Genomic DNA, 25,964 nt, shown 5'->3' on the forward strand with positions numbered 1-25,964 from the left:
CGGAGTGAAGCCAACGCTCCCGCGATCTGAGCCGACACGCCCAAATTGAAGAAGGAGCCTTATCGACTCCTTCTTGTTATCTAAGGTGGCGCAACCTGGCCTGCTCAGGTCAGGTAGTAGCGCCACATCCGCACCGGCTCCGAGTAACCGACCCGGATGCAAAACGGCGAGAGGTCCTGATTGGCCTGCTCCAGCGTGAGGGTCTGCTGGGCATCCTCCTCGCACCACTGCACAAAATCGTCGCTGTTGAAGCTGTAGTGATCCCCGTGAAAGATCCCGTGAGCCTCGATAAGCCCGATGGCTTTTTCTGTTTCCATGATTGGCCTCCTGGCACTGGGGTGTCCCCTTCCAGTTTAGGTCTCGGGCAGGAAGTTGGCAGGGTCAGGGAATGATGGTCCACATGGCGCTATCCATCCCGGTCTCGCGAAAATCGATGATCACGGGATACTCGGTGCCGCAGCCCGTCACAGTCCAACGCTCCTGCCAGTAGCGACTACCCGGCTCCCCCTTGGGCAGTTGCAGCACGGCGGGCACAAAACGCTCCGGCGCCTCGCAACCCTTGGTTGCCACCCAACCCGCAACACCGACCATGGCATCCCGGATCAGTTGCTGGTTGGCCATGGTCCCCTCCTGCACGGGTTCACGGGTCTCCGCATGCAGCGGCAACAACCAGGCAGCACACAACAAAAACAGGGCAACTCTCATCCTCTCACCTTCCTTGCATCAATAACGCCAAAATTTGATTCGATTGGCACTTAACTATCATGCCCTGAAAGACGCCCGAACAGAACCCGCTATATATGACGACGGCAAGAATCGGAATCGCTTTGCTAATATCCCTCTTCCCTGGCAACAAAAGCCATATCGAGCCGCAGCGTAATCGGCCGCACCGCAATCTCGGTGGCTATGGACATAGAGAGCAGCTGGAATTTCTGCAGGATGCCGGCAACTGGTTTTTGCGATCGTCTGATTACGCTGCGCTAATCAGACCTACGGACCTTCGCAGAACAGACCAACGATACAACAACATGAAAGAACAAATAGTTTGTGATAGCTTATTGCTTTAAAGTAATTTAAATAGCGTTGAAACAAGGAGTTATATGCCTACTTGCTACATATGCGACACTCTATTAAAAGAGGACAATGTCACAGAAGAACATATTATTATAAATGCCTGTGGTGGTAGGTTAAAATCAAAAAAATTAATATGCAGAGGATGTAATTCCAGCTTAGGTGATTCATTCGATGCAGAGCTTGCTGAGCAGTTGTCATTTTTCTCCAATGCCTTTAATGTAAAACGGCATAGAAATCCAGCGCCAACGATTACAGTAAAACAGACAAGCACAGGGATGATTTATGATATCCTCCCCGGTGGATATCCGACTTTAAAAACTCCAGTGAGAAATATTACAAAAGATGATAGTTCGGTAACATTAGAGATAAAAGCAAAAGATGAAAAGCAATTAAAACAAGTGCTCTCAGGTTTAAAAAGAAAATATCCACAAATAAATTTAGATAAATGCATGGCTGATGCTATGTGGCAAACGACATACTTAGATGACTCAGTCAGAGTTTCAACAAGTATTGGTGGCGATGGTGTATTTAGAGCTGTATGTAAAGCTGCTATTAATTACTACATTTTTTCTGGTGGAGATAAAAACTTCATTACTCATCTTGTCCCATATATCAAAGGTGAGGAGCACTTAAATTGTGTATTCAATTATCCATCTAAGCTTATTGAACCAGTACTGAAGGAGGAGTCAGTATCTCATATCATTCATCTTCAAGGATGCTCTAGAGAAAAAATCCTTTATTGTTATATTGAGTATTTCAATGCTCTTTGCTTTGTCATTATTCTAAACACAGAGTATACAGGTGATGACATATCGCATACTTACTATTATGATGTAACCAGTGAAAAAACTGAAGAAGTAGAAATACCATGGTTGTTTGACAAAGAGCTCTTTGGGAACGGTGGTTATTTATTGACCGACGATAATGTCGAGAAAATAAAGTATCGATTTTTTCGCACTGCGTTTATATCAAAAAAGATACAACAAGATAAACATATAGATAGTCTGGTTGAAACTGGCATAAAAGACATTTGCTCAAAATACCCTGATGGCACAATACTAACTTCAGATATAATTAATGAAATATCTTATTCAGTTGCACAAAAACTCACCCCCTACTATATCAGATTCATTCGAAAAAACTAATCCAATCTCTGTGGCCAACTAATAAAGCTCATTAATTCGGTTTTTTCATTTTTATATTTAATAACAAGGGCGCTTTCGCGCCCTTCATTATTAATAATTACCCTTCCTGATTTTCCCCGGCAACCGGCTCGGCGCCGGCGACGGGTTCAATCTCTATTCTATCTACTCGCTGCAAACCGCGGGGCAGCTTGGCGCCACGGCGGCCGCGCTCACCGCGGTAGTAGTCGAGATCGGAGGGTTTCAGGGTCAGCTTGCGCTTGCCGGCAAACAGGGTCACCGACTGGCCTTGCGGGATAACGGCGGCCATCACCACAAACTCCTCCCGCGCCTTGACACGGGCAGACGGGATGCTGATCAGCTTGTTGCCCTTGCCCTTGCCGAGCACCGGCAGGGTATTGAGCGGGAACAGCAGCATGCGCCCCTCGTTGGAGATGGCCATGCAGAGATCCGTGTCCGGCGCCCCTATCCTCTGGGGCGCCATGACGATGCCCCCTTCCGGTACGGTGAGCAGCGCCTTGCCGTTCTTGTTCTTGCCAATGAGGTCGTCGTATTTGCAGACGAAGCCGTAACCGGCGTCGGAACAGATGAGGTAGGGCTCGCCTTCGTTCCCCATCACCAGATGACGCACCTCTTCGCCAGCCCCCAGCGCAAAGCGGCCGGTGAGCGGCTCGCCCTGACTGCGGGCGGATGGCAGGGTGTGGGCCTCCAGCGAATAGGTACGTCCCAGGGTGGAGAGAAACACCGCCTGCTGGTTACTGCGACCGCAGGCGTGGGTGAGGTAGCTATCCCCCGCCTTGTAGGAGAGCCCCTCGGCATCCACGTCGTGGCCCTTGGCCGCGCGCACCCATCCCTTGTCAGAGAGGATCACGGTGACCGGCTCGCTCGGGGTGAGCTCCTTCTCGGTCAGGGCCACGGCGGTGGCGCGCTCCACCAGCGGAGTGCGGCGATCGTCGCCGTACTTCTCGGCATCCGCCAGCAGCTCTTTCTTGAGCAGGGTGTTGAGGCGACGCTCGGAACCCAGGATCTGTTCCAGCTTGTCGCGCTCTTCGGCCAGTTCGTTTTGTTCGGCGCGCAGCTTGAATTCTTCGAGCTTGGCCAGGTGGCGCAGTTTCAGCTCGAGGATCGCCTCGGCCTGGGTCTCGCTGATGTTGAAGCGCTCCATCATCACCCGGCCCGGCTCCTCCTCGGTGCGGATGATCTCGATCACCTCGTCGATGTTGAGGTAGGCGATCAGCAAGCCTTCGAGGATATGCAGGCGAGCCAGCACCTTGTCGAGGCGATACTGCAGGCGACGGCGCACCGTCTCACGGCGGAAGCTCAGCCACTCGGTGAGGATGGTCTTGAGGTCTTTCACCTGGGGCCGGTTGTCCAGCCCCAGGATGTTGAGGTTGACCCGGTAGTTCTTCTCCAGATCCGTGGTGGCAAACAGGTGGGCCATCAGCCCCTCCACGTCCACCCGGTTGGAGCGCGGCACGATCACCAGACGGGTCGGGTTCTCATGGTCCGACTCATCCCGAAGGTCGGTGACCATGGGCAGCTTTTTGGCCACCATCTGGGCGGCGATCTGCTCCATGATCTTGGCGCCGGAGGCCTGATGGGGCAGCGCCGTGATGACGATGTCACCATCTTCCTCGCTCCACACCGCCCGCTGCTTGATGGAGCCCTTGCCGGTCTCGTAGATTTTGCGGATGTCGTCCCGCGGCGTGATGATCTCGGCGTTGGTCGGGTAATCCGGCCCCTGGATGTGCGCCATCAAGGCATCCAGCCCGGCAGTGGGGTTGTCCAGGAGCTCGACGCAGGCGTGGGCCACTTCGCGGGCGTTGTGGGGCGGGATGTCGGTCGCCATGCCCACCGCGATGCCGGTCACCCCGTTGAGCAGGATGTGCGGCAGGCGAGCTGGCAGCACCACGGGTTCTTTCATGGTGCCGTCGAAGTTCGGCGTCCACTCCACCGTGCCCTGCCCGAGCTCGGAGAGCAGCAGCTCAGAGAAGCGCGACAGGCGCGCCTCGGTATAACGCATGGCGGCGAAGGATTTGGGATCGTCCGGCGCCCCCCAGTTGCCCTGACCATCCACCAGCGGGTAGCGGTAGGAGAAAGGCTGGGCCATCAGCACCATGGCTTCGTAACAGGCGCTGTCGCCGTGGGGATGGTACTTACCGAGTACGTCACCCACGGTACGGGCCGACTTCTTGTGCTTGGAGAGGGCGGAGAGCCCCAGCTCGCTCATGGCATAGATGATGCGCCGCTGCACGGGCTTGAGGCCGTCGCCGATATGGGGCAGGGCCCTGTCCATGATGACGTACATGGAGTAGTTCAGGTAAGCCTGCTCGGTAAAGGCGCGCATGGGCTGGCGCTCTACCCCGTCCAGACTGAGCTCTAGATCACTCATGTGGTGCTTCTCTTGGTTATTTGGGTCGCGGCCGTGGCCGCCAAAATCGTGGGCAAGGGCGCGTTACAGACCGTAATCGCGCTCCACCCTTGCAATGCGTGTCTTGAAGGTGCGATACCACTGCTCGCGACCGAGGCGCTGGGCCTCCTGGTGCTCGAGCTCGCTCTTCCAGTGGCGGATCGACTCGAGATCGCGCCAGTAGGAGACAGTGATGCCCACTCCGTCACGGGCCGACTCCACGCCGAGAAAACCAGGCTGGGTGCGGGCCAGTGCCAGCATGCGTTCGGCCGTGGCGGCGTAGCCCTCGTCCACGTCGGTGCGCTCCGAGGTGAAGATCACCGCGTAGTAAGGGGGTTCCGGGGTATTGGCTATCATCTGTGCTCCTTGTCCGGCTCTCACACTTCGGCGAGGTTGCCCTTCTCTTCCAGCCATTCGCGACGATCACCGGCGCGCTTCTTGGCCAGCAGCATGTCCATCAACTGCAGCGTCTCTTCCCCTTCGTCCATGGTGAGCTGCACCAGGCGACGGGTGTTGGGATCCATGGTGGTTTCCCGCAGTTGCTTGGGGTTCATCTCGCCCAGGCCCTTGAATCGGGTCACCATCACCTTGCCCTTCTTCTTCTCGGCCTCGACCCGCTGCAGCACGCCGTTCTTCTCGTCCTCGTCGAGGGCGTAGAACACCTCCTTGCCGATATCGATACGATACAGGGGCGGCATGGCCACATAGACGTGGCCCTGCTCCACCAGGGCGCGGAAGTGCTTCACAAAGAGGGCGCAGAGCAGGGTGGCGATGTGCAGACCGTCGGAGTCCGCATCCGCCAGGATGCACACCTTGCCATAGCGCAGGCCACTGAGATCGTTGGAGTCGGGATCGAGCCCGATGGCCACCGAAATATCGTGCACCTCCTGCGAGGCAAGCACCTGACCGGCCTCCACCTCCCAGGTGTTCAGGATCTTGCCGCGCAGGGGCATGATGGCCTGGAACTCGCGATCCCGCGCCTGCTTGGCGCTGCCGCCCGCGGAGTCACCCTCCACCAGGAACAGCTCCCCCTGCATGGGGTCGGCGCAGCCGCAATCGGTGAGCTTGCCGGGCAGCGCCGGGCCCTGGGTGATCTTCTTGCGCACCACCGTCTTGGCTGCGCGCATCCGGCGCTGGGCGCTGGAGATGCAGAGCTCGGCCAGCTGTTCGGCCAGCTCGGTGTTGCTGTTCAAGTAAAGGCTGAAGGCATCCTTCACCACACCGGAGACAAACGCCGAGCTCTGGCGCGACGACAGCCGCTCCTTGGTCTGACCGGCAAACTGCGGATCCTGCATCTTGATGGAGAGGATGTAGGCGCAGCGATCCCAGATATCTTCCGGGGTCAGCTTGACCCCGCGCGGCAACAGGTTGCGGAACTCGCAAAACTCGCGCATGGCGTCGAGCAGGCCCTGACGCAGGCCGTTGACGTGGGTACCACCCTGGGCGGTGGGGATCAGGTTCACATAGGATTCGGCGAGGCATTCCCCCCCTTCCGGCAGCCAGCACAGGGCCCAGTCCACCGCCGACTGATCGGTGCTGAAGGTGCCGACGAAGGGCTGCTCCGGCAGGCAGGTGAACTGCTTGACCGCGTCGATCAAGTAATCCTTGAGGCCGTCTTCGTAGCACCACTCAAGCTTGATGCCGGTGTTCTTGTCGAGGAACTTGATGGTGAGGCCAGGGCAGAGCACCGCCTTGGCCTTGAGCAGGTGTTCGAGCTTGGAGACCGAGAACCTGGGGGAGTCGAAATAGCTCGCCTGCGGCCAGAAACGCACCCGGGTGCCGGTGTTGCGACGCCCGCAAGTGCCTGTGATGGTCAGCTCCTGCACCTTGTCGCCACGCTCGAAGGCGATGTCATAGACCTGGCCGTCGCGGCGCACCGTCACCTCGACCCGATCGGACAGCGCGTTCACTACCGAGATCCCCACCCCGTGCAGACCGCCGGAGAACTGGTAGTTCTTGTTGGAGAACTTGCCCCCCGCGTGCAGCTTGCAGAGGATCAGCTCCACCCCGCACACTCCTTCCTCCGGGTGGATGTCGACCGGCATGCCGCGGCCATCGTCGATCACCTCGAGGGACTGATCCTCGTGGAGGATCACCTCCAGATTGCGGGCATGCCCCGCCAGCGCCTCGTCGACGCTGTTGTCGATGACCTCCTGGCCGAGGTGATTGGGCCGGGTGGTGTCGGTATACATGCCGGGGCGACGACGCACCGGTTCAAGGCCATTGAGGACCTCAATGGCATCCGCATTGTATTGAGTAGACATGGAGGGCCTTGCGAATTGACGTTTGGAGGGAATCTTAACTGCTAGGCGGGATCAGGACAAACGCCCCGCACAGAAAGCTTGATCTGAATAGGCGCGCGGCCCGCTTTTGACTCATCGGCGGGGCATCACCATGCCGTCCGGCAAGCTGAGTTCCAGCACTATGGCCCCACAATGACAGCTGGCCTTGTGCTTAGCCTGAATGGGGGGATTGCCGATACGCTTGATCATCTTGCCTCCTTGCAGACGGGTTCACGTTCTCGGATGTCAATCAAACAGGGTATCGCTCCGCCCCTCTTGCACATGCCGGTGCAGGGTATGCAGCTGGGATTCCACCACCCGGTGGCGGGAGAGTGGGGGCAGTGCCTCGATGGGGAAATAAGCCGCCCCCCGGGTTTCATCGGTTTCGGTGAGCAGCTGGCCGCCGGTCACCTCGCACAGGAAGAAAGCCTTGTGAGCGTGGGGCAGCTGGGGCGGATGGGGGTGTTTGAGCTTGTCGAACAGGGCCAGCAGTTGCACCGCCCGGCACTCGAGGCCGGTCTCTTCCACCACTTCCCGCACCACGGCAGCTGCCGGCGAGTCGCCGATATCGCACCAGCCACCCGGCAGGGTCCAGCCGCCGTCGCTGCGCTCCTGCACCAGCAGGATCCGTCTTGCCTCATCCACGATGAAAGCACGCACATCCAGCTTGGGGGTGGGATAGCCAGTGTCGAGGGCGATCCAGTCGCCGATGGCCTCGGGGGCCAGCTCGCTCTGGCTGGCGATAAGGGCTGCCGTGGCCGCTCTCAGCGCCTCGAAGCGGCCGATATCGAAAGGGTCTTTGGAGTAGGTGAGCCCCGCCTGCGCCGTGGCCAGTACCTGTTCCAGAAAGGCGGCCAGCGGCGGTGGCATGATCAGAGCCCGAGGAAGCGGACGATTTGGGCGGGGTAGCGCTCGAACGCCACGAAGGCGTGGTTGCCGCCGCACTCCAGCGACAGACGAGCGAAGCGGTACTCCTCCAGTGCCTTGCGATAGTCCAGCACCTCATCTTCCTGCTGTTGCAGCACCCAGAGCCGCCCGGGGGCGGTCACCGGCACCGCCAGCGCTCTCAGTTCGTCCATGTGCGCCGGCAACAGCTCGTAGCGCTCGTTGGTATAAGGATTGGTTTGGGGGCCAAGATAGTCGCAGAGCAGCTCATGGGGACGCACCGCCGGATTGATCAGGGCCGCGCGGCAACCATACAACTCACTGACTCTGGTCGCCATAAAGCCGCCTAGAGAGCTGCCCACGGCGCCGAGCCGCAGCGCAGCGCCATGGCGAGCCACAAGATCCGCGATGGTCTGCTCGATGGCCGCCCAGGCCGCCGCCGGAGTATTGGGCTGGGCCGGGATCACCACCTCGATATCGGGCCTGTGTTCTGCCACCCAGGCCGCCATCTGTTGCGCCTTGGCGGAACCCGGCGAGGAGTTGAAACCGTGCAGGTAGAGGAGGACGGGTTTCATGCTGTGCTCCTCAGTAACCGGTGGCATTGGGGTCGGGCACAAACTGGCCGACCGGCAGACGCCACACCTGGCTGGCGATGCGGCCATCCGGGTAGAGGGTGAGGTAGCGCCAGCCCGGGCCGGACTCGTCCAACGCGAAACCATCGGAGAGCGGCTTGAACTGGATGCAGGTGGAGGGGCTGGAAATCAGCCGTACCCCGCGATGCACCTCGTCAAACTCCTGATGAACGTGGCCAAACAGTATGGTCTTCTGCTGCGGGTGACGGGCAAGTACGGCAAACAGGTCGTCGGCGTTCTTGAGGTTGTGCTGATCCAGCCAGGCGCAGCCCACCGGCACCGCCTGATGGTGCAGGGCGATGACGGAGGCGGCGTTGTCGATGCGCCCCTCCTTGAGCCAGGCATAGGCCTGCTCGCGGCTCACCACGTGCACCCGGATATCTTCCCCCTCTTCCGCCAGACCGTGCAGTCCCTCGGCCTTGCTGGCATCCACCTCGCCCACATAGACCTCGATCCGCTCCGTGCTGCCACCCGGACTCACCAGATAGCTGATGGCGTGCTCGCAGCGACCCACTTCGATGCCGGCCTCTTCCACCGCTTCGCGACGTACCACGGCCTCGGCAGTCTCCCCTTCATCTATGATGCCGGCCACCAGCTCCAGCAGCCAGGGGGTGCGACTGGTTTCCATGGCGCCGATGCGGAACTGCTCCACCAGCACAATCTGGTCGCGTACCGGATCATAAGGGAGCAGCGCGGCGGCGTGGCCCCGCTCGAACAGCTCGCGGACTATGGGTTGATTCCAGCCACCAGCAAATAACCTGTGCTGCAAACGATAAACGTTCACCTTGAAGAAGCCGTTATAACCCGATGATTTTGAAATTATTTTTACGTCTTCGGCGGCATAATGCCGATCCTGCGGCAGGGGATGCTGTGACATACGAGGCTCCCGTCAGCTTGACTTGAATCTGTTTGACCATAAAATCCGAGGAACATGAATGAACATTCATTCACTCTCTGCACCAAGGTCAATGAGGGGTGGATTTTAGCAGCCACAGACCATTTGGCTAGGCACAGGGGGGAGAAAATAGCGTTCGGTTCTTGACGTTCCCGTCACTGGACCGGAGACTCTTGGCATTAAATTTTGCTAACTAGTAGAGTGATTAAGCTGCAATCAAGCTTGGTCGGTGACAATATTTGCCCTCTTCCAGCAACCATTTTGGGTTACTACATAAGGTTAAAACGATCTATGAAAAGAACACTCTTGTCCGTCATGGTGTTGCTGGGCGTCAGTGCCGGTGCCCATGCCGAGAACCTGCTCGACATCTACCAACAGGCCCAGCTCAAAGACCCGCAGTTGCTGCAATCCAAGGCAGTACGCGACCAAGCCTTCGAGAAGATCAATGAATCCCGCGCAGCCCTGTTGCCCCAGATCAATCTGGGCGCCGGTCTGAACTACCTGCAGAACAAGAACGATACCCAGACCGGTACCACCGCCAGCGGCTCCCTCTCTCTGGATCAGTCCATCTATCGTCGCAGCAACTGGGTCAACCTGGATCTGACCGAGAAGAGTGCCACCCAGTCTGACGTCGCCTACAACCTTGAAATCCAGAATCTGATGCTGCGTACCGCCCAGGCCTATTTCAACGTGCTCAAGGCGATGGATACCCTGGAATTCGTGCGTGCCAACAAGGTGGCCGTAGAGCGTCAGCTGGAGCAAACCCAGCAGCGTTTCGAGGTGGGTCTGACCGCCATCACCGACGTGCATGAAGCCGAAGCCTCCCGTGACCAGGCGCTGGCGGACGAGATCAGCGCCGAGAACGAGCTGGACAACAGCTACGAGACTCTGCGCGAACTGACCGGTATCGACCATCGTTCGCTGGATGTGCTCAACACCGAACGCTTCAGCCCGCAGAAGACCGCTTTCGGCTCCGACAAGTGGCTGGAGCTGGCGCTGGACAAGAACCTGCAACTGCACAGTGCCCGCATCGCGAAAGACATCGCCAAGGAACAGATCGATCTGGCCAAGACCGGCCACGAACCGACTCTGGATCTGGGTGCCGGTCTCTCCGCCAGCAATACCGACTACAAGGATGAAGTGATCAACCCCGAGAGCAATGGCAACCAGGCCAATGTCGGGCTGACCTTCAAGCTGCCCATCTACAGCGGCGGCGCCACCAGCTCCCAGGTTAAACAGGCACAGTTCAACTATGTGGCCGCAAGCGAGCTGCTGGAGAAGAACTTCCGCTCGGTGCAGAGCACTGTGCGCTCTTCCTACAACAACGTAAACGCCAGCATCGGCTCGGTACGTGCCTACAGCCAGTCCGTCATCTCCGCCGACAGCGCCCTGAAGGCGACCGAAGCCGGTTATGAGGTCGGTACCCGTACCATCGTCGACGTGCTGGACTCCACCCGCAAGCTGTACGACGCCAAGCAGAAACTTTCTGCCGCCCGTTACAACTACATCCTCAACATCCTGAGCCTGAAACAGGCGGCCGGCATCCTGGAAGAGCAGGATCTGGTGGAAGTGAACCAGGGACTGATGCCCGCCAGCGCCAAACCCAAGGCCTGATAGCATGACCCGGATATGAAAAAGGCGACCACAAGGTCGCCTTTTTGCTGCCCGTTGCCAGGTCAGGAAGCCGGGCCAGCCTTAGCGGGCCCGCTCGACCTTAACCGCGTTCGCGGATGGTCTTGATGATGTCGGTAGTGGAGCAGCCGTCTTCGAAGTTGAGAACACGCACTTCGCCACCGTTGGCAGTCACCTCGGCGTAACCGGCGATCTCTTCCGGCTTGTAGTCGCCACCCTTGACCAGCAGGTCTGGCAGGATTTCGGCGATCAGACGCTGCGGCGTGTCTTCACCAAACGGCACCACCCAGTCCACGGCACCCAGCGCAGCCAGCACCGCCATGCGACGCTCGGTGGGGTTGACCGGACGACCCGGCCCCTTGAGGCGGCGTACCGACTCGTCGGTGTTGACCGCCACGATCAGGCGATCCCCCAGCTTGCCGGCATTGGCCAGATAGGAAACGTGACCGGCATGCAGGATGTCGAAGCAGCCATTGGTCATCACCACCTTCTCACCGCGCAGGCGGGCGGCGCGCACGGCCACCTTCAGTTGGGCCTCGGACATGACGCCGAAGCCGGTCTCCTGCTCGGTGTAGAGCGCGTTGGCCAGCTCCACCGGGCTGACGGTGGAGGTACCCAGTTTGCCGACCACGATGCCGGCAGCCGTGTTGGCCAGGGCACAGGCTTCATCCAGGCTCTTGCCTGCCGCCAGTGAGGTAGCCAGGGTGGAGATCACGGTATCGCCGGCACCGGTGACGTCATAGACCTCGTGAGCCTGGGCCGGCAGATGCAGCTCGGACTGCCCTTCGCGGATCAGGGTCATGCCGTTTTCGGAGCGAGTCACCAGCAGGGCATCCAGCTCGAAACGCTTGACCAGTTCCAGGCCTTTGGCGACCAGCTCGTCTTCGCTCTTTACCTTGCCTACCACGGCCTCGAACTCGGACATGTTGGGGGTCAGCAGGGTGGCGCCACGATACTTCTCGAAGTCGGTTCCCTTGGGGTCGACCAACACCGGGATACCGGCGGCGCGGGCACGCTTGATCATGCCGGGCACGTCGTTGAGGGCACCCTTGCCGTAGTCGGAGAGGATCATCACGTCGGAGTTCGGCAGCGCCTGCTCTACCTTGCCCATCAGCAGGGACGCATCGACCGCATGAAAGCCCTCCTCGAAGTCGAGGCGCAGCAACTGCTGGTTGCGCGACAGCACCCGCAGCTTGGTAATGGTCGGATAGTCGGCCAGACGCACGAAGTCACAGGCGACCTTGACGCCGGCCATCTGGCCAGCCAGGGCATCGGCCGCCTCATCCTGACCGGTCAGGCCCAGCAGCACAGCCTGGGCACCCAGCGCGGCGGAGTTGAGGGCCACGTTGGCAGCGCCGCCCGGGCGCTCCTCGATGTGCTCAACCTTGACCACGGGCACCGGTGCCTCGGGCGAGATCCGGCCGGTGGGGCCATGCCAATAGCGGTCAAGCATGACATCGCCAACGACCAGAATGCGGGCTTTTTCAAACTCGGGCAGGGTGATCTTCATCTGTATAGACTCTCAAAACCTGAAAAATCAGCCGCCGATTTTATCACACTCTTTTAGCCGGTGTAGAAAAAGCCGAACGCGGTTGCCAACCCTTGTCACGTAAAGCGGACGCAACGACCCCTCTGACCAGCGCACGGCCATTCGCCCACTCGCCCCCTTTTCGGATAGAATCTCCCGATTGTGTTTGCGAACAAGAGATTAGCCATGGCACACGACAACGCTCCCCGCCTTGAGCCCCGCCTGTTTCATCCCCGTTACTGGGCCAGCTGGTTCGGCCTCTCCCTGCTTTGGCTGCTGACCCTGCTGCCGTGGCGCAGCCAGATGTGGCTGGGGCGCCACCTCGGTCGTCTCGCCGCCAAGGTGCTCAAATCGCGGGTCAGGATTGCCCGCCGCAATCTGGAGCTGGCGATGCCCGAACTGACCAAGGATCAGCGGGAGAAGCTGCTCATGCAGAATTTCGAGAGCGTCGGCTGCGCCATCTTCGAAGTGGGCATCGCCTGGTTCTGGCCGGACTGGCGGATGCGCAATCTGATGAAGGTAGAAGGGGAAGAGCACGTCATCGCCGCCGTGGAACAGGGACAGGGCATGCTGCTGCTCTCCTGTCATTTCCTGACTCTGGAGCTCAATGCCCGCTGCTTTGGCCTGGTACGTCCCGGGGTCGGCGTCTATCGCCCCAACACCAACCCGGTGCTGGAATATGCCCAGTACCATGGCCGCTGTGCCTCCAACAAATACCTGGTGGATCGCACCGACGTGAAGGGGATGATCAAGGCGCTGCGCAACGGCGATGCGCTCTGGTACGCGCCGGATCACGACTACGGCAGCCATGCCAGCGTGTTTGTGCCCTACTTCGCGGTCGAACAGGCCGCCACCATCACGGGCACCGCCACCCTGGCGCGGGTGAAGAACACCGTCACCCTGCCCTGCTACAACATCCGCACCAAAGAGGGCTACACCCTGCACATAGGGGCACCGCTGGCCGATTATCCCACTGGCGATGACCTGGCCGATGCCGCCCGCGCCAACAGGGAGATAGAAGCCGCCGTTCGGCAGGCGCCGGAGCAATACATGTGGCTGCACCGCCGCTTCAAGACCCGCCCCTCCCCCGAGGACGCCGGCTTCTACTAACGCCCCCTGTGATAAAAAGACCATAAAAAAACCGCCTGCTGGCGGTTTTTTTATGGTCCTTCCACGAACCTCGATGCCCTCTCTCATCACCCTCATCAAATGACCTTTGGCAAGAGAAAACGACGCTCACATAAATCCCCCTTTCCCCTCTGCAAGTAACACCTGATGGTAAACGAACGAGACCTAGTTACTTAGGGCAAAAACTGAAAGTGGGCTACAAATTTATTGATTCATTGATAATCAGGATCTGATCGCCAGAAATCGATTGCTACCACCCCGAATAGTCGCACTCGCCAGCAAGCCTCATTTGAATGCAAAAATTAAACTTGTGACGCAGATCACTGATTGCAATATCTTGCGCAAACGATAAGTAGTGATAGCGATCACAAAAAATGGGAGTAAAAAACAGGAAATGTCGAAATGTAGCCGAATTACATGAATTTAATGTGACCGGCGTCACTATGGATTGAGGTATCACCCCGGAGTATGTGAGATATAGATCACAAGACACCCCGTTTTCAGCCTAATTTGATCGCAAGCTGGTAGATTGAAGTTGCTTAGACGACTAGGGATGGGGGTTCGGCAAAACCCGTCATCCCGACTACTACTTTCAATCAAACAGGCTTAAAACGGGGTGCCGTCATGTTATCACCGGATACCAAAGTCAAGATACAGAATTTTGGACGCTTCCTGTCCAATATGGTCATGCCCAACATAGGCGCCTTCATCGCCTGGGGGTTCATTACCGCCCTCTTCATCCCCACTGGCTGGCTGCCGAGCGAAACCTTGGCCAAGCTGGTCGGTCCCATGATCACCTACCTGCTGCCGCTGCTGATTGGCTACACCGGCGGCAAGCTGATGGGTGGTGAGCGGGGCGGCGTGGTGGGCGCCATCACCACCATGGGGGTCATCGTCGGTACCGACATCCCCATGTTCATGGGTGCCATGATGGTTGGCCCCCTCGGCGGCTGGGCCATCAAGCGCTTCGACAAGGCGATGGACGGACGCGTCAAGAGCGGTTTCGAGATGCTGGTCAACAACTTCTCCGCCGGTCTCATCGGCATGTTGCTGGCCATCCTCGCCTTCTTCGTGATCGGTCCCTTCGTCAAGGTGCTCTCCGGCATGCTGGCGGGCGGTGTCGGCTTCCTGGTTGACAACAACCTGCTGCCCCTCACCTCCATCTTCGTCGAACCGGCCAAGATCCTGTTCCTCAACAACGCCATCAACCACGGCATCTTCTCGCCGCTGGGGATCCAGCAGGCCACCGAGCAGGGTCGCTCCATCTTCTTCCTGATCGAAGCGAATCCGGGCCCGGGCATGGGCGTGCTGCTGGCCTACATGGTGTTCGGTCGCGGCGCCGCCAAGCAATCTGCCGCCGGCGCCTCCATCATCCACTTCTTCGGTGGCATCCACGAGATCTACTTCCCGTACGTACTGATGAATCCGCGCCTCATTCTGGCCGTCATCGCCGGTGGCATGACAGGGGTCTTCACCCTGACCCTGTTCAACGCGGGTCTGGTCTCCCCGGCGTCTCCGGGCTCCATCTTCGCCGTGCTGCTGATGACACCCAAGGCTTCCCTGGTGGGCGTGCTGCTCTCCATCGCCGCCGCTACTACCGTCTCCTTCCTGGTCGCCGCCGTCTTTGTCCGTGCCCAGCAGCCGGAAGCCGACGAGGCCGATGCGCTGGATGAAGCCACTCGCAAGATGAAAGCCATGAAAGGCGGCAAACCGGAAAGCGCCCCCGCCAAGAAGAGCAATGGCGAACTGATGGCGGTACGCAATATCGTGGTTGCCTGCGATGCGGGCATGGGCTCCAGCGCCATGGGTGCCGGCATGCTGCGCAAGCGGGTGCAGGCCGCCGGTCTCGACATCAGCGTGACCAACCGCGCCATCGATCAGCTCGATGATCAGGTGGACTGGGTCATCACCCACAAGGATTTGACCGAGCGGGCCCGCCGCCATGCGCCGAATGCTCACCACATCTCGCTCACCAACTTCCTCGACAACGCGCTCTATCAGGAGCTGGTACAAAGCCTGACCCAGGCCCGCGCCGCCAACGACGACGTGGCCAACCCCAAGCTGCTGGTGGCTGCCAACGATGACAACTATGAGCAGCAGGAGCCGGAAGTCTTCACCCTGAGCCTGCAGGACGTGCATCTGGGCCTCAAGGCCGACAACAAGGAAGAGGCCATCCTGGCGGCCGGCAAGCTGCTGGCGGAGCGGGGCTATGTGGCACCGGACTACGTCAACGCGATGCTGGAGCGCGAGCAGCTGGTCTCCACCTATCTCGGCGAGTCCATCGCCGTGCCCCACGGCACCATCGCCGCCAAGGAGCACGTCAAGCGTACCGGCATCGTCATCTGCCAGTATCCGGCCGGCGTTCCGTTTGGCGAGGCGGCAGACGAAGTGGCACGCCTGGTGATCGGCATCGCCGCCCGCAACGACGAACACATTCAGGTGATAACCCGCCTGACCAATGCACTGGATGAACCCGGTCTCATCGACCAGTTGGCCAGCACCACGGATCCCCAGGCTTTCCTGGATCTGCTGGGTGCCGAACAGGCCGCCTAATCATCCTTCATCGTCTTTGGTTATAGAGGTTAACATCATGAAAACTTTACATTTTGGTGCAGGCAATATCGGTCGTGGCTTCATCGGCAAACTGCTGGCGGATGCCAGCCACCAGGTCACCTTCGCCGACGTCAACGAGACCCTGATCGACCAGCTCAACCACCGTCAGGAGTACAGGGTCCACGTGGTAGGGGCAGACCAGAAGCTGGACGTGGTGCGCAACGTAGCCGCCGTCAGCTCCGCCGGTCATGAGGTGATCGCCCGTCTCATCACCGCCGATCTGGTGACCACGGCGGTCGGCCCCAACATTCTGGACAAGATTGCCAGCACCCTGGCCAAGGGGCTACAGGCACGCTTCGATGCCGGTAACCTGACTCCGCTCAACATCATCGCCTGCGAGAACATGGTGCGCGGTACCAGCCACCTCAAGCAGGAGGTACTCAAGTACCTGCCGGTCGCGTATCATGCCACCCTCGAATCCTGCGTCGGTTTCGTCGACTCGGCGGTGGATCGCATAGTCCCGCCCACGGCCGCGGCCAACGACGATCCACTGGAGGTAACGGTGGAGAGCTTCAGCGAGTGGATCGTCGACCAGACCCAGTTCAAGGGCGAGCTGCCCCAGGTAGCAGGCATGGAGCCCACCGACAATCTGATGGCCTTCGTCGAGCGCAAGCTGTTCACCCTCAACACCGGCCACATCGTCACCGCCTACCTCGGCAAACTCAGGGGCTATCGCACCGTGCGCGAGGCGATCGAGGATCCGGTGATCCGCAGCAAGGTGCGCCGCGCCATGGAGGAGAGCGGTGCCGTGCTGGTGAAACGCTACGGCTTCGACCCGCGTCTGCACGCCGCCTATATCGAAAAGATCCTGGCCCGTTTTGCCAACCCCTATCTGGTGGACGAGATCGACCGGGTTGGCCGTCAGCCGCTGCGCAAGCTGGCGGCAGGGGACAGGCTGGTGAAGCCACTGCTCGGCACCCTGGAGTACGGCCTGCCCAATGATCACCTGCAGGAAGGGATCGCCGCGGCGCTGCACTATCGCAACGCCGATGATCCCCAGGCGGTGGAATTGCAGACCCTGCTGGCGGATCTGGGCCCGGCCAGGGCACTGGCCCGGGTGACCGGGCTGGAGGCCGACAGTGAGATAGTGGGCACCATCGTTGCCCGTTACGAGAGCATGAAGTGATCGGAGGGGCGCTCGCTGTGATCACAAGCCATTGAAGGATCGGCCAATACGCCCCATATGACAGCAACCGGGAGAGAGGCCTTCTCTCTCCCAAGTCAGCAGGACCCAATGAAGTTATGACCACACACCAGGAAGATGAAGTACTGGAACGACTAAACGAGCAGGATGGCCCCAGAGGCTTCTTTCTCGAAGCCGTCACCATCCTGGAAGAAGCGGTCGACTCCCTGATGCGACAAGCCTTTCGTCAGGAGGAGTACGCCGTCAAATACGCCATCGAACCCTTGCTCAACCAGAGCGGCCCCCTCGGTCAGTTGGAGGTACGGCTCAAGCTCATCTTCGCCCTCGGCCTCATCTCCCTCGAACGTTATCAAGATCTTGAAGCCTATCTGAAGTTCCGCGATTTTCTGGTGCGCGACCCCAAGGACTACCGATTCTGCGACAAACCGGTTCGTGATCTGCTCGAGCGCCTGCACGGCATCAACTCCGGCAGCATGCTCTCCCAGGAGCCCCCCGCCGACGAAGCGGATTGGCCCTTCTACCAGATGCAACTCAACCGACTCGATCAGATGGTGCGCTCCGCACTGGTGCTGGCGATCGCAGACTGCGTCAACGATCTCCACAAGGAGAGCCCCATTTAATCAGGCCCTGCGGCCCGAGTCAGGCGACAAGGAGTCGCCCTCCCTTTTTCCAGCACCTTCCATTGCCGTTTTCTCCCTGCCATCGTCGCTGTTCCTCACTCTACGGGGTGTCAATCCGACCATGAACCCCACTACACTAGCTCCAGGTCCATCTCCTGAATCGAGGTCTTCATGATCGCTCTCTCCCTGGCTGGCATCGCTCTGGTCTCCGTGCTGGCCCAATGGCTTGCCTGGTCGCTGCGGGTGCCTGCCATCCTGTTTTTGCTGCTGACCGGCCTCACGCTGGGGCCGGTCAGCGGCCTGCTCGACCCGGATGCCCTGCTCGGGGATCTGCTATTCCCGCTGGTATCGCTGTCGGTCGCCATCATCTTGTTCGAGGGGGCGTTGACCCTGCACCTGAAGGAGCTCAAGGGGATCGGCAAGGTGGTACGCAACCTCTGCTCCACCGGCATGCTGGTGAGCTTCGCCGTCATCGGCAGCGCCGGTTACTTCCTGCTGGGACTGGACTGGCGGGTCGCCATGGTGCTCGGCGCCGTGCTGGTGGTGACGGGGCCGACCGTGATCGCCCCCATGCTCAACGTGATCCGCCCCACCCGGGAGGTGGACCGCATCCTGCGTTGGGAGGGGATCGTCATTGACCCTATTGGCGCCCTGTTTGCGGTGCTGGTGTTCGAGGCGGTGCGCCTCGGCAGCCAGGGGGATCTGGTCAGCCACACCCTGCTGGCCCTGGCCAAGACGGTGGGCATAGGCACCCTGACCGGCGTGGCGGCAGGCTGGTTCACCACCCTGCTCATGCGCAAGGACTGGCTGCCGGTCACCTTGCACAAGTTCGGTGTGCTGGCGCTGGTGCTGATCACCTTCACCTTCTCCGACTGGCTCAGCCACGAATCCGGCCTGCTGGCGGTGACCGTGTTCGGCATCTGGCTCGCCAATCAGGAGGGGCTGGATCTGGAAGAAGTGCTGGCCTTCAAGGAGGACCTCGCCGTCATCCTCATCTCCAGCCTGTTCATCCTGCTGGCGGCCCGCCTCGATCTGGCCCAGCTCTGGCAGCTCGGCCCCATGGTGCTGGCGCTGCTGTGCGTGGTGCAATTCATCGCCCGCCCGCTCTGCATCCTGGTCTCGACCTGGGGCTCGGATCTCTCCTGGCGCGCGCGGGCTCTACTCGGCTGGATAGCACCGCGCGGCATAGTGGCGGCGGCGGTCAGCGCCTCCTTTGCCATCAGCCTGCATGAAGCCGGTATCCCGGATGCGGACAAGCTGGTGCCCCTGGTGTTTGCGGTGATCATCTCCACCGTGGTGCTGCAGAGCCTCACCTCGGCACCGCTGGCGGAGCTGCTCCAGATGCGCCAGAGCGCCCCCAACACCCTGCTCATCATAGGTGCCAACTCGGTGGCGCGGGCCATCGGCAAGGCGCTGGCGGATCAGGGGGTGCCGGTTCAGCTCTGCGACCCGGCCTGGGAGTTCTGCCGCCAGGCGCGCATGAGCAACCTGCCCTGCTACTTCGGCAATCCCCAGTCGGAACATGCCGAGCTGCATCTGCCCCTCACCAGCATCAGCAACGTGCTGGCCCTCTCCCCCAACCGCCACAACAACGCCCTCGGGGTACTGCATTTTGCCCACCTCTACGGGGAGGAGAGGGTCTACTCCCTGCGCTCCAGCGAACAGCACGGCAAGGCGAACCGGGAGAGCGCCACCTTCCGCGCCCGCCAGAACCTGTTCGGGCCCGAGGTGACCTACGCCCGCCTGAGCAGCCTGCTGAGCCGCGGCGGCCAGATCAAGGGGACCCGCCTGAGCGAGGCGTTCGACTGGGCGCAATATCAGGAGGCCAACCCGGGCGCCATCCCGCTATTCGTGCTGGATGCCAAGGGGGCGCCCCAGATAGTGACGGGACCGGTCAGTCCGGATGCCGGTGAGTTGCTGATCGCCCTGCAACCGCCAAAAGAGGCCGTCTTGCCGTGAGCACCGGCACGCCTCCAGGCAACCCGCTGCTCGCTCCCCTGCTGGCACTGTTGCAACAGGCGAGCGGCAGCTACAAGGTGCACGAGTTGCTGGCCGAACTGCGCCGGCAGGGGGCCATCCCCACCCTGGCCGAGGATGAGCAACTGCAGCTGTTTCGGGTCAACTTCCTCATCATGAACGCCCTCTACCAGCTGCAGGAGGAGCTTTATGAGGAGGGATGGTGGCTGGTGATCAGCACCCTGGATATCCGGCTGGAGGCTCGTGCTGGCAAGTCGACGGATGAAAAGGCAATGGCGCACAACCACTCTCTTCGCGACTACTACTGCGACTGGCAGGTGTTCTGGCAGACCGACCGGGAGGAGGTAGAGGCACTGCTCAACCGCTTCTGGCAGGGCTTGGATGGCGAGGAGAACCGGCGGGAAGCGCTGGCCCTGTTCGGGCTTGCGGCCGATGCGACCCGGGAGACCATCCGCCAGCGCTGGCGGGTACTGGCACTGCGTCATCACCCGGATCGGGGCGGGGATGCAGAGGCCTTCATGCGCATCCGCTGGGCCTGGGAGTGCCTGCGAGGGTGAGCCCTTTGCGGCTCTTTGGTGCCGGACATAAACTGAAGAGGGATATTCCTCCACAGGAGCGCATCATGACCGTCAGTGAACTTCGCAAGCTCTATCAGCAACAGACCCTGCAAGAGGCCGAGATCCTGCACGACATTGCCATTCCCGGCTGGATCATCGAGTTTCGCGGCAAGGATGGCTCTCTGTTCGAGCTGACTGACACCCTGGGTTGCCCCATCAGCTTCGGCACGGTCGAACAGGCCCGCGAGCATGTCCACCTGGTGGCGGACTGCCCGGTGCAGGTAGAACACCTCTACCGCTTCTTCGAGCGCTGAGCGCCCCCAACCAGAAAAAGGCTCCCAAAGGAGCCTTTTTTCATTCCGGTTGCAGCGGTTCCGGCTCCTTGCCCTCCAGTCGCCTGACCGGTTTTTGCAGGATCAGGTTGGCGGGATAGGTGACCAGATCGCCGTTGTCATCGCGCACCCGCACATAGAAGAGACCTATCTCGGTGATGACGCCGGTGACGGAATCATCCTTGTCGAGGATGCGGATCCGGTCGCCAATCCGGTAGGGGAAAGCGAAGAAGATGGTGATGCTGGCGGTGATATTGGAGAGGATCGACCATTGGGCCACCATGGCCACCCCCAGCACGGCGAAGAAGGAGGAGGCCAGTACCACCAGCCGGGAGAAGTCGAGCCCCCACACGCCGGCCAGGATCAGCAAGGTGGCGCACCCTTGCAGGAAGTGGAACACATGGGCCACGTAGATGACCCGGTTCTCGCTTACCTGCTTGGTCTGGGCCAGCGCCAGCAGACTCTTGCGAATGATCCGCCGCAGCAGGGCATGGGCCAGCAACAGCAGCAGGGTGAGGCCGATGGATTGCCACATGGTCAGGTTCATGGCTCACCACCAGCGTTTGTGCTTGAGCCAGACCGCCAGCCCGACGGCCAGCGCGGTCAGGGAACCGCAGAAAATCCAGAAGGCGGTCGGGCTGTCAGCCCCCGGGATCCCCCCCAGGTTGATGCCGAACAGGCCGGTCAGAAAGCTCGCGGGCAAAAACAGCAGCGCCATCACCGACATCTGGTAGGCGCGACGGTTGGTCGCCTCCGCCATCAGGTTGTTGATCTCGTCCGCCAGCACAGCGGTACGCGCCACCCCGGCATCCAGATCGTCAAGCCAGCGCCGCAACCGATCGGCGATGTCGAGCAGGCGGCGCCTGTCGTCCTCGTCCAGCCAGCTGATCTTCTCGTTGGCCAGGCGCGCCACCAGATCCCGCTGGGGCGAGAGGTAGCGGCGGATCATGATGAGCTGCTTGCGGATCAGCGCCAACCGGCCGTTGGCGGGCAGATCCCGGGTCAACACCTGCTCCTCCAGATCGAGGATCTGGTCGTGCAGCTCCTCGACAAACTCCCCTGCCCGGTCGGTCAGGGCATCACACACCTCCACCAGCCAGTCGGCCGGGGTGTCGGCGCCGCCCCCCAGCTTGAGCTGGTTGAACACATCCTGCTCCGACAGCAGCGGCCGACGGCGACTGCTGATGATGAGATCCGGGGTGATGAAGATGCGCAGGGCCACCATCTCCTCGGGCCTGTGATCCTTGTTGTGATTGATGCCGCGCAGGATCAGCAGCACCGTCTCCCCCATCCGCACCAGCTTGGGGCGGTTGCTCTGGCCGAGCAGGGATTCGCGCGCCGCATCGCTCAGCAGCGGGGTCTGCAACAGCCAGCGTGCCGCCTCCGGATTGCCGTAATCCAGATGCAGCCAGCCGGGTTCCTCCGCCGGCACCTCGCTGCCCGCCGCAAGCGGGGTCATGCCCCCCTTGCCATCCAGGGTCAGGGCATAAATCACATCACTGGGCACCCGATCCATCTCTTCTCCTCACTGATTCAATCGCTGGGGCCCAGCTTACACCAAAGGCTGCCCCGACTCAGCCCGCCCCTGTGATACCATGCCCGCTCGCGTTTTTTTGACCACAGGAAACCACGCCATGCCGATCTGGGTTGATGCCGATGCCTGCCCCATTCCCATCAAGGAGATCCTCTACCGCGCCGCTCACCGCGCCCAGGTGGTGACCACCCTGGTAGCCAATCAGGGGCTGCGGGTGCCTCCCTCACCCTTTATCAAGACCCAGCAGGTGGAGAAGGGATTCGACGTGGCGGATCATGTCATCGCCCAGCAAGTCCAACCCGGCGATCTGGTGATAACGGGGGACATCCCCCTCGCCTCCTGGGTGATCGAAGCCGGCGGCGAGGCGCTCAATCCCCGCGGCGAGATCTACACCCGCGAGACCATCAAGGCGCGGCTCGGCATGCGCAACTTCATGGAGGAGCTGCGCTCGGCCGGGGTCCAGACCGGCGGCCCGGCCCCCCTCAACGCCGCCGACAAGCAGCGTTTCGCCAACGCCCTCGACAAGTGGCTGATCCGCGGCAAGCTGGGGTGACCCTGGCACTCTACCCCGCTGCCTGCAAAAAAGCCCTCCGCCCGTTTCGCGCTTAATTCTTTCTTAAGCCTCACGAACTAGCCTTGTGGATGTTTGACTGACATCCACAAGGAGCCCGTGATGAAATTCTCCCCCCTGTTGTTGCTGATCCCCCTGTTCAGTGCCACCGCCCTGGCCGAACCCCAATGTACCCAGACCGACAAGGCCAGCTGGCTGAGCGAGGCCGATGCCCAGCAGCAGATCAAGGCGATGGGTTACGAGATCAAGAAGTTCAAGGTCACCGACACCAACTGCTACGAGATCTACGGTTGGGACAAGGAGAAGCGCAGGGTCGAGATCTACTTCGACCCGACCGATCTCAAGAAGGTGAAAGAAGAGATCGACAACTGACGTCCCGACGGGCCACCCCTCGCGACCCTCTCTATGGAGCCTTGCCATGACCAACTGGACTGAAACCCGGGTCTGGGACCCCGTCATCCGGGTATTTCACTGGCTGACGGTCACCCTCTGTCTGCTCAACTTCTTCGTGCTGGAAGAGGGCAGCCGGAACCACAGATATGTCGGCTATACCCTGGGTGCCCTGCTGCTGATCCGGCTGTTGTGGGGGCTGTTCGGCTCCTACTATGCCCGCTTCGGCCAGTGGTGGCCCACCCCGGCCAGGGTGCGCGCCTATCTGCGCCAGCTGCTGCAGGGACGCCATCCCTATTACCTCGGGCACAACCCGGTCGGCGCCCTGATGATCTGGCTGCTGTTGCTGTCGCTGCTCGGCACTATCGTCACCGGCTGGCTCACTACCTGGGATGCTTTCTGGGGCGAGGATTGGCTGGAGGAGCTGCACGGCGTCATCGCCAACACCCTGATGGCGGCGGTGGGCGTCCATGCTGCCGTGGTGATCCTGACCGATCGCCTCACCCGCAGCGATCTGCTGCGGGCCATGGTGCTCGGCAAAAAACGGGTGCCCCTTCACGTCCAGGTGGAAGATCCGCGCAACGAGTGACCGGGCCGGCCTGCCGGCCCCGGTTTTTTGCTGCAATCCCCGGGGACACTGGTAAGATGCGCCGCCGTTTCTCCACACCGTGACAACCATGACCGCCCAAGGGCACCTGCTGTTTTCCGTTACCTGCACCCTGCTCGCCCACAAATTCCAGCTCACCCCGGCCCTGGCCGATGCCAGCTTGTGGCACGCCATTCCCGCGGCACTGGCCAGCGCCCTGCTGCCGGATCTCGATCACCCCAAATCTGTGCTGGGACAGCGGCTGCCCTGGATCTCGAAGCCGCTATCCCGGCTGTTCGGTCATCGCGGCTTCACCCACAGCCTGCTGGCGGTGGCTGTGGCCATCTGGGGGCTGAACCAGAGCCTTCCCCCCGATACCCTGCCGGTCGGTGTCAAGGATTCCCTGATCGTCGGCTATCTCAGCCATCTGCTGGGGGACTGGCTCACCCCGGCCGGTATTCCGCTGCTGTGGCCCGGCAAGCGGCGCTACCGGTTGCCGGGCTGGCCCCTTAAAAGTGGCGGCGCCCTCGAGACCGGTTTTTGCACCCTCACCCTGCTGGTGGCGGGTTGGTGGTGCGGCTGGCGCCTATGAAAAAGCCCCCGGCCGAAAAGCCGGGGGCCTGACAATCGCAAGGCAGCGAATGATCAGATCATGATGCCTGCGATCACGGCGGAGAGCAGGCTCACCAGGGTGGAGCCGTAGACCAGCTTGAGGCCGAAGCGGGAGACCATGTTGCCCTTCTCTTCGTTGAGCGCTTTCACCGCACCGGCGATGATGCCGATGGAGCTGAAGTTGGCGAACGAGACCATGAAGATGGAGAGGATGCCGACGGTGCGTGGCGAGAGATCAGCGGCGGTCTTGCCCAGATCCATCATGGCCACAAACTCGTTGGTCACCAGCTTGGTCGCCATGATGGAGCCCGCCTGCAGCGCTTCACTGCCCGGGATGCCCAGGATCCAGGCGATGGGATAGAAAATGTAGCCCATGACGTGCTGGAAGTTGACGCCAAACGCCATCTCGAACAGGTAGTTGATGAGGGCGATCAGGGCGATGAAGCCCACCAGCATGGCCCCGACGATGACCGCCACGGTGAAACCGGCCATGATGTACTCCCCCAGCATCTCGAAGAAGTTCTCCTTCTTCGGGGTGTGGTGCTCGTCCCCCTCGGCCAGCGCCTTGGCGTCGGTCACCGTATTGTCCGGTTCGTAGGGGTTGATGAGGGACAACACCACGAAGGTGCTGAACATGTTGAGCACCAGAGCGGCCACCACGTAACGCGGTTCGATCAGCTGCATGTAGGCGCCGACGATGGACATGGAGACGGTGGACATGGCGGTCGCCGCCAGGGTGTACATCTGCTTCTCGTTGAGGTGCGGCAGTATCTTCTTGAGCGCGATGAAGTTTTCAGACTGGCCAACAATCATGGCGCTGATGGCGTTGAAGGATTCCAGCTTGCCCATGCCGTTGATTTTGGCCAGCACGGTACCTATACCACGAATGACCAGCGGCAGCAGACGGATGTACTGCAGGATGCCGATCAGCACGGAGATGAAAACGATGGGCATCAGCACCATCAGGAAGAAGGAGAAAGCCCCCTCGTTGACCAGGCCACCAAACACGAAGTCGGTTCCCTGTTTGGCAAACTCCATCAGCTTGGTGAAGCCGGCAGCAAAGCCTCCCACCACTGCCAGACCCACTTCCGAGTTCAGCATGAACCAGGCCAGCGCCAGCTCGACCACCAGCAGCTGGATGATGTAGCGCACCTTGATCTGTTTCCAGTTGTGGCGGTTGGCCAGCAGCGAAAGCGCAAGGACCATCACGAGTCCGAGCATGAAGTGAAGATATTCCATACCTGTAGCACCTGGGTGAATTGTAATTTTCGACCGGCGCCATCATAGAGATTCGTATATTTAAAAATCAGAGAATCATCACACTCCCACTCAATAATCGGGAGCTTGCCATGGTAAAAACGTTTTTAAATTAATCTTGAAAAATCCGTTTTTAACGCTCTAAATAAAAAAACATCAAAAT

Annotated in this window: 25 protein-coding genes and 1 pseudogene; 13 read left to right on the forward strand and 13 right to left on the reverse strand. The window is 60.4% G+C overall.

The genetic code is table 11. From position 1 onward, the window contains the following. Positions 1-104: 104 nt before the first annotated feature. Positions 105-317, reverse strand: coding sequence for a hypothetical protein (locus tag LA321_RS03560; protein ID WP_026457462.1), 213 nt, complete (start codon positions 315-317; stop codon positions 105-107). Between the two features lie 64 nt (positions 318-381). Continuing rightward, on the reverse strand, positions 382-705 hold the full coding sequence (locus tag LA321_RS03565) for a hypothetical protein (protein ID WP_042072638.1): 324 nt from the start codon (positions 703-705) through the stop codon (positions 382-384). A 395-nt stretch (positions 706-1,100) separates the two neighbouring features. Between LA321_RS03565 and LA321_RS03570 the strand changes: the two genes are divergently transcribed. Next, a complete protein-coding gene (locus LA321_RS03570; protein ID WP_082043444.1) occupies positions 1,101-2,219 on the forward strand; it encodes an HNH endonuclease in 1,119 nt (372 codons plus the stop codon). 97 nt (positions 2,220-2,316) lie between these two features. Here the strand turns inward: LA321_RS03570 and parC are convergent, their stop codons facing one another. The 7 genes and pseudogenes from parC to nudF all read right to left on the reverse strand — a co-directional run bounded on the left by parC (position 2,317) and on the right by nudF (position 9,302). Then, on the reverse strand, positions 2,317-4,608 hold the full coding sequence (parC, locus tag LA321_RS03575; protein WP_042072640.1) for a DNA topoisomerase IV subunit A: 2,292 nt from the start codon (positions 4,606-4,608) through the stop codon (positions 2,317-2,319). Positions 4,609-4,671: 63 nt separating this feature from the next. Then, positions 4,672-4,983: an antibiotic biosynthesis monooxygenase family protein gene (locus tag LA321_RS03580; RefSeq protein WP_042072641.1), complete on the reverse strand. Its 312-nt coding sequence runs from the start codon at positions 4,981-4,983 to the stop codon at positions 4,672-4,674. 20 nt (positions 4,984-5,003) lie between these two features. Beyond that, a complete protein-coding gene (gene parE, locus LA321_RS03585) occupies positions 5,004-6,890 on the reverse strand; it encodes a DNA topoisomerase IV subunit B (RefSeq protein WP_042072642.1) in 1,887 nt (628 codons plus the stop codon). Positions 6,891-7,004: 114 nt separating this feature from the next. Continuing rightward, positions 7,005-7,118, reverse strand: a pseudogene (locus LA321_RS03590) (GFA family protein); the annotation flags it as partial. A 36-nt stretch (positions 7,119-7,154) separates the two neighbouring features. After that, a complete protein-coding gene (locus LA321_RS03595; protein ID WP_042072643.1) occupies positions 7,155-7,778 on the reverse strand; it encodes an NUDIX hydrolase in 624 nt (207 codons plus the stop codon). Positions 7,779-7,780: 2 nt separating this feature from the next. Continuing rightward, complete coding sequence (locus LA321_RS03600; protein ID WP_042072644.1) at positions 7,781-8,368, reverse strand: YqiA/YcfP family alpha/beta fold hydrolase; 588 nt, start codon at positions 8,366-8,368, stop codon at positions 7,781-7,783. A 10-nt stretch (positions 8,369-8,378) separates the two neighbouring features. Then, positions 8,379-9,302 (reverse strand): ADP-ribose diphosphatase, encoded by a 924-nt coding sequence (nudF, locus tag LA321_RS20255; protein WP_167335338.1) that lies wholly within the window; start codon positions 9,300-9,302, stop codon positions 8,379-8,381. 309 nt (positions 9,303-9,611) lie between these two features. Here nudF and tolC point away from each other — a divergent pair, with 309 nt between their 5' ends. Then, positions 9,612-10,934 (forward strand): outer membrane channel protein TolC, encoded by a 1,323-nt coding sequence (tolC, locus tag LA321_RS03615; RefSeq protein WP_026456748.1) that lies wholly within the window; start codon positions 9,612-9,614, stop codon positions 10,932-10,934. 100 nt (positions 10,935-11,034) lie between these two features. On the opposite strand, the gene hldE is transcribed toward tolC, so the two are convergent. Continuing rightward, a complete protein-coding gene (gene hldE / locus LA321_RS03620; RefSeq protein ID WP_042072646.1) occupies positions 11,035-12,462 on the reverse strand; it encodes a bifunctional D-glycero-beta-D-manno-heptose-7-phosphate kinase/D-glycero-beta-D-manno-heptose 1-phosphate adenylyltransferase HldE in 1,428 nt (475 codons plus the stop codon). 204 nt (positions 12,463-12,666) lie between these two features. Between hldE and lpxL the strand changes: the two genes are divergently transcribed. The 7 genes from lpxL to LA321_RS03655 all read left to right on the forward strand — a co-directional run bounded on the left by lpxL (position 12,667) and on the right by LA321_RS03655 (position 20,833). Then, positions 12,667-13,590 carry an LpxL/LpxP family Kdo(2)-lipid IV(A) lauroyl/palmitoleoyl acyltransferase gene (gene lpxL / locus LA321_RS03625; protein WP_042072647.1) on the forward strand — a complete coding sequence of 308 codons (924 nt, stop codon included), beginning with the start codon at positions 12,667-12,669 and terminating at the stop codon, positions 13,588-13,590. Between the two features lie 642 nt (positions 13,591-14,232). Further along, the gene (locus LA321_RS03630) at positions 14,233-16,161 is read left to right on the forward strand and encodes a PTS mannitol transporter subunit IICBA (RefSeq protein WP_042072648.1); all 1,929 of its coding nucleotides are present in this window, start codon (positions 14,233-14,235) and stop codon (positions 16,159-16,161) included. 37 nt (positions 16,162-16,198) lie between these two features. Continuing rightward, entirely contained in the window at positions 16,199-17,347 is a 1,149-nt protein-coding gene (locus tag LA321_RS03635) for a mannitol-1-phosphate 5-dehydrogenase (RefSeq protein WP_042025898.1), read from the forward strand. 116 nt (positions 17,348-17,463) lie between these two features. Continuing rightward, positions 17,464-17,985 (forward strand): MltR family transcriptional regulator, encoded by a 522-nt coding sequence (locus LA321_RS03640; protein WP_042072650.1) that lies wholly within the window; start codon positions 17,464-17,466, stop codon positions 17,983-17,985. Between the two features lie 171 nt (positions 17,986-18,156). Next, positions 18,157-19,944, forward strand: a complete 1,788-nt coding sequence (locus LA321_RS03645) for a cation:proton antiporter (RefSeq protein WP_042072651.1) — start codon at positions 18,157-18,159, stop codon at positions 19,942-19,944. Then, positions 19,941-20,519: a DNA-J related domain-containing protein gene (locus LA321_RS03650; protein ID WP_042072653.1), complete on the forward strand. Its 579-nt coding sequence runs from the start codon at positions 19,941-19,943 to the stop codon at positions 20,517-20,519. Before LA321_RS03645 ends, LA321_RS03650 begins: the two co-directional genes overlap by 4 nt. A gap of 65 nt (positions 20,520-20,584) precedes the next feature. Next, positions 20,585-20,833: a hypothetical protein gene (locus LA321_RS03655; protein WP_042025902.1), complete on the forward strand. Its 249-nt coding sequence runs from the start codon at positions 20,585-20,587 to the stop codon at positions 20,831-20,833. A gap of 40 nt (positions 20,834-20,873) precedes the next feature. Here LA321_RS03655 and LA321_RS03660 read toward each other — a convergent pair whose 3' ends face one another. Then, positions 20,874-21,392, reverse strand: a complete 519-nt coding sequence (locus LA321_RS03660; protein WP_026457682.1) for a mechanosensitive ion channel domain-containing protein — start codon at positions 21,390-21,392, stop codon at positions 20,874-20,876. A 9-nt stretch (positions 21,393-21,401) separates the two neighbouring features. Next, entirely contained in the window at positions 21,402-22,367 is a 966-nt protein-coding gene (gene zntB, locus LA321_RS03665) for a zinc transporter ZntB (RefSeq protein WP_042072654.1), read from the reverse strand. A 118-nt stretch (positions 22,368-22,485) separates the two neighbouring features. Between zntB and LA321_RS03670 the strand changes: the two genes are divergently transcribed. The 4 genes from LA321_RS03670 (at position 22,486) to LA321_RS03685 (ending at position 24,524) form a co-directional block, all read left to right on the forward strand. Then, entirely contained in the window at positions 22,486-22,938 is a 453-nt protein-coding gene (locus LA321_RS03670; protein ID WP_026458268.1) for a YaiI/YqxD family protein, read from the forward strand. 120 nt (positions 22,939-23,058) lie between these two features. Beyond that, positions 23,059-23,328 carry a PepSY domain-containing protein gene (locus LA321_RS03675; RefSeq protein ID WP_042072658.1) on the forward strand — a complete coding sequence of 90 codons (270 nt, stop codon included), beginning with the start codon at positions 23,059-23,061 and terminating at the stop codon, positions 23,326-23,328. Positions 23,329-23,374: 46 nt separating this feature from the next. Continuing rightward, the gene (locus LA321_RS03680) at positions 23,375-23,935 is read left to right on the forward strand and encodes a cytochrome b/b6 domain-containing protein (protein ID WP_042072661.1); all 561 of its coding nucleotides are present in this window, start codon (positions 23,375-23,377) and stop codon (positions 23,933-23,935) included. Between the two features lie 88 nt (positions 23,936-24,023). Then, complete coding sequence (locus LA321_RS03685) at positions 24,024-24,524, forward strand: metal-dependent hydrolase (RefSeq protein ID WP_042072662.1); 501 nt, start codon at positions 24,024-24,026, stop codon at positions 24,522-24,524. A gap of 53 nt (positions 24,525-24,577) precedes the next feature. Here the strand turns inward: LA321_RS03685 and LA321_RS03690 are convergent, their stop codons facing one another. Further along, positions 24,578-25,783: a NupC/NupG family nucleoside CNT transporter gene (locus LA321_RS03690; RefSeq protein ID WP_042072663.1), complete on the reverse strand. Its 1,206-nt coding sequence runs from the start codon at positions 25,781-25,783 to the stop codon at positions 24,578-24,580. Positions 25,784-25,964: the final 181 nt, after the last annotated feature.

Origin of the sequence: Aeromonas enteropelogenes, from assembly GCF_020097295.1 — a bacterium.
GTDB classification, from domain to species: Bacteria; Pseudomonadota; Gammaproteobacteria; order Enterobacterales; family Aeromonadaceae; genus Aeromonas; species Aeromonas enteropelogenes.